Annotated in this window: 2 protein-coding genes and 1 pseudogene; all 3 read left to right on the top strand. The window is 63.3% G+C overall.

What is annotated here, in order from left to right:
* A pseudogene (locus AAC023_RS14215) lies at nt 1-414 on the top strand (type II and III secretion system protein family protein); the annotation flags it as partial.
* A 14-nt stretch (nt 415-428) separates the two neighbouring features.
* Nucleotides 429-1,097: a CpaD family pilus assembly protein gene (locus tag AAC023_RS14210; RefSeq protein ID WP_339741913.1), complete on the top strand. Its 669-nt coding sequence runs from the start codon at nt 429-431 to the stop codon at nt 1,095-1,097.
* A gap of 22 nt (nt 1,098-1,119) precedes the next feature.
* The gene (locus AAC023_RS14205) at nt 1,120-2,670 is read left to right on the top strand and encodes an AAA family ATPase (RefSeq protein WP_339741911.1); all 1,551 of its coding nucleotides are present in this window, start codon (nt 1,120-1,122) and stop codon (nt 2,668-2,670) included.
* Nucleotides 2,671-2,825 lie beyond the last annotated feature (155 nt).

The raw sequence follows: 2,825 nt of genomic DNA, 5'->3' as shown, positions 1-2,825 counted from the left end.
GCCGGCAATCAGATTGTGATCCCCGGCATGACGATTCCGGGCCTGACGGTCAATCGCACCGAGACCACGGTCGAGCTGCCATCGGGTGGCAGCCTGGTCCTGGCCGGTCTGATCCGCGAGGAAACCCGGCAAAATCTTGATCAGGTCCCTGGTATTGGCAATGTGCCGATCCTCGGTTCGCTGTTCCGGTCACGCGATTTCCTCAACCAGGAAACCGAGTTGGTCATCCTGGTGACGCCCTATCTGGTCGATCCGACAAACCCGGCCGCCATGGCGACGCCGGCGGACGGCTATCAGAATGCCAATGAGCTAGATGCCATGCTCTTTGGCCGCCTTAACCGGATCTATTCCGTTCCTGGCGCCGATACCGGCGATCGGGGCTGGAGCGGTCCCGTTGGCTTCCTGTTCGATTAGTGGAGTATCCGATCGTGTCGAAAACCAGCGCGAAATGCCTTTTCATAGCCTGTCTCGGCGCGATGATGCTGGCTGCCTGCTCGACGACGCCGGTCGGTCTTGATCTGCCGCAGCCGACCGCCGTCGCCGAAACCTTTCGGGCCGATATGCCGGTTGATCCGCGCGACAATGGTCTGACCTGGGCCCAGGAAGACATGCTCCGGGCGGTCGCGACCGAATACAAGGTTCGCGGCCATGGGCCGCTGGTGATCAGCTATCCGCAGGGTTCCGCCAATGAAGACGCTGCGATCGGCGCCATCGCCGCTTCGCGCACCTTTCTCTATGAGCAAGGCCTCGACTGGCGCCAGATTTCCGGCGGCGCGTATGACGCGCGCCAGCAGGACAATGCGGCGGTGATCTTCAGCTTTACGCGCTATCGCGCGGTGGCGCCCGATTGTCCGCAGGGCTGGGAGAATCAGCGTCCTGATTTCGACAATCATCATTCCGCGCGCTTCGGATGTTCGCTGGCCACCAATCTGGCCGCGATGATCAGCGATCCGCGCGATCTCATTGCACCGCGCAATATGGATCCATCCGATGCCGGGCGCAGACAGACAGTCCTCGACCATTACCGGGCAGGGGAATCGACGACCAGCGAGCGCAGCGACCATGAAAGTGGCGCCGTTAGCAGTGTCGGAAACTAGTTGAGGGGCGGAAGGAGCGATCATGGCTGACGCAAAACATGCCCTGAACAGGGACGTGATTCTCGATGGGGACGACCCTTTTCTCGACGCTTCGGATATCGAACGGCTGATGCTGGGCGAATCCGCGCCGGCGCCTGCCCCGGTCATTCCACAGGCGGCCCCGGTGGACGCTGACAGGGGAAGCCGGCGTTTCGGTGCCGGTTCGACCCTCGAGGCCGATGTCTTCACCGACAGCTATCAGTCCGAGCCCGCGGCGCCAGCACCAAGACAGGCCCAGTCGCTCGACGCCGAATTTGCCGAGCTGCAGGACGAGTTCATGGCCAGCCAGGCCTCGATGCCGGCCGGCGAGGCCCTGTATGGAGAAATCGACCGGGAATCGGCCGACCAGCCCGTGCCTCGCATCTCGATCGCGGCCTTTTGCGAGCGTCCTGAAACCGGAGCCCTGGTCCACAATGCCGCCGGTGACCGCCGCCTCGCCAAGGCGCATATCGATGTCGAACTGGGCGGGCTTCCCGCTGCAATCGAACGTTATCACGACGCCACCACCCCCAATCTGCTGATTGTGGAATCGGGCATGCGCGGGCAGGGCCTGTTCGAACAGCTCGAGGAATTGGCCAGCGTCTGCGACCCGGAGACCAAGGTCATCATCATCGGCGCGGCCAATGATATTGCCCTTTATCGCGAGCTGATGAAGCGCGGCGTGAGCGAGTATCTCGTGCCGCCGATGACGCCGCTGCACCTGATTCGCTCGATCTCGGACCTGTTTCTCGACCCCGATCAGCCCTTCGCCGGCAAGACCATCGCCTTTATCGGTGCCAAGGGCGGCGTCGGCTCATCGACGATCGCCCATAATTGCGCCTGGTCGCTGTCCGAAGGGTTGCAGACCGATGCGGTCCTGGTCGATCTCGACCTCTCCTTCGGCACCGCCGGTCTCGATTTCAATCAGGATCCGGCCCAGACCCTTGGCGATGCACTCAATGAACCGGACCGGCTCGATGACGCCCTGCTCGACCGTCTCCTGGTGCGCTGCACCGAGCGGCTGAGCCTGTTCTCGGCCCCGGCGACGCTGGACCGGGACTGGGAATTCACCCCGTCCGAATACGAAATGGTTCTCGACAAGGTGCGCCGCCAGGCTCCCTTCATCGCGCTCGACCTGCCGCATCTCTGGCTGCCCTGGGTGCGCGACACCCTGCTGTCGGCCGACCAGGTTGTCGTCACGGTGACCCCGGACCTGGCCTCCCTGCGCAACGCCAAGAATTTGTTCGACCTGATTGCCAGCGCGCGGCCCAATGATGAATTGCCAAAGGTCGTCATCAATATGGCCGGCATGCCGAAACGCCCGGAGATCCCGGTCAAGGATTTTGCCGATGCGCTGGGGACGCCACCGGCGCTGGTGCTGCCCTTCGAGCCGCAATTATTTGGCAAGGCAGCCAATAATGGTCAGATGATTCATGAGCTTGATCCGAAGTCGAAGGCGGCTGACGGCTTTGCCCATCTCGCTGGACTGGTGACTGGGCGTTCGGCCGCGCCGATGCGCAGGCGTTCCATCGTTTCCAAGCTGTTCGGAGGCTAGCCCGTTATGTTCGGTAAACGGGCTGGAGCGCCTTCACCGACGCCGGCACCGGCGGCCCCGGCCCCAAAGCGGGCCGAGCCTCGTGCTGCGCCTGTCGCCAGCACCGCGACACGTCCCGCAACCGACCCGGCCGCGAAAGCCGGCAGCAAGCTGGC

This window comes from uncultured Maricaulis sp. (genome assembly GCF_963976135.1).
In the GTDB taxonomy this organism is placed as follows: Bacteria; Pseudomonadota; Alphaproteobacteria; order Caulobacterales; family Maricaulaceae; genus Maricaulis.
Note: the sequence above shows the minus strand (reverse complement) of the source record. Positions and strands in the feature narration are given on the sequence as shown.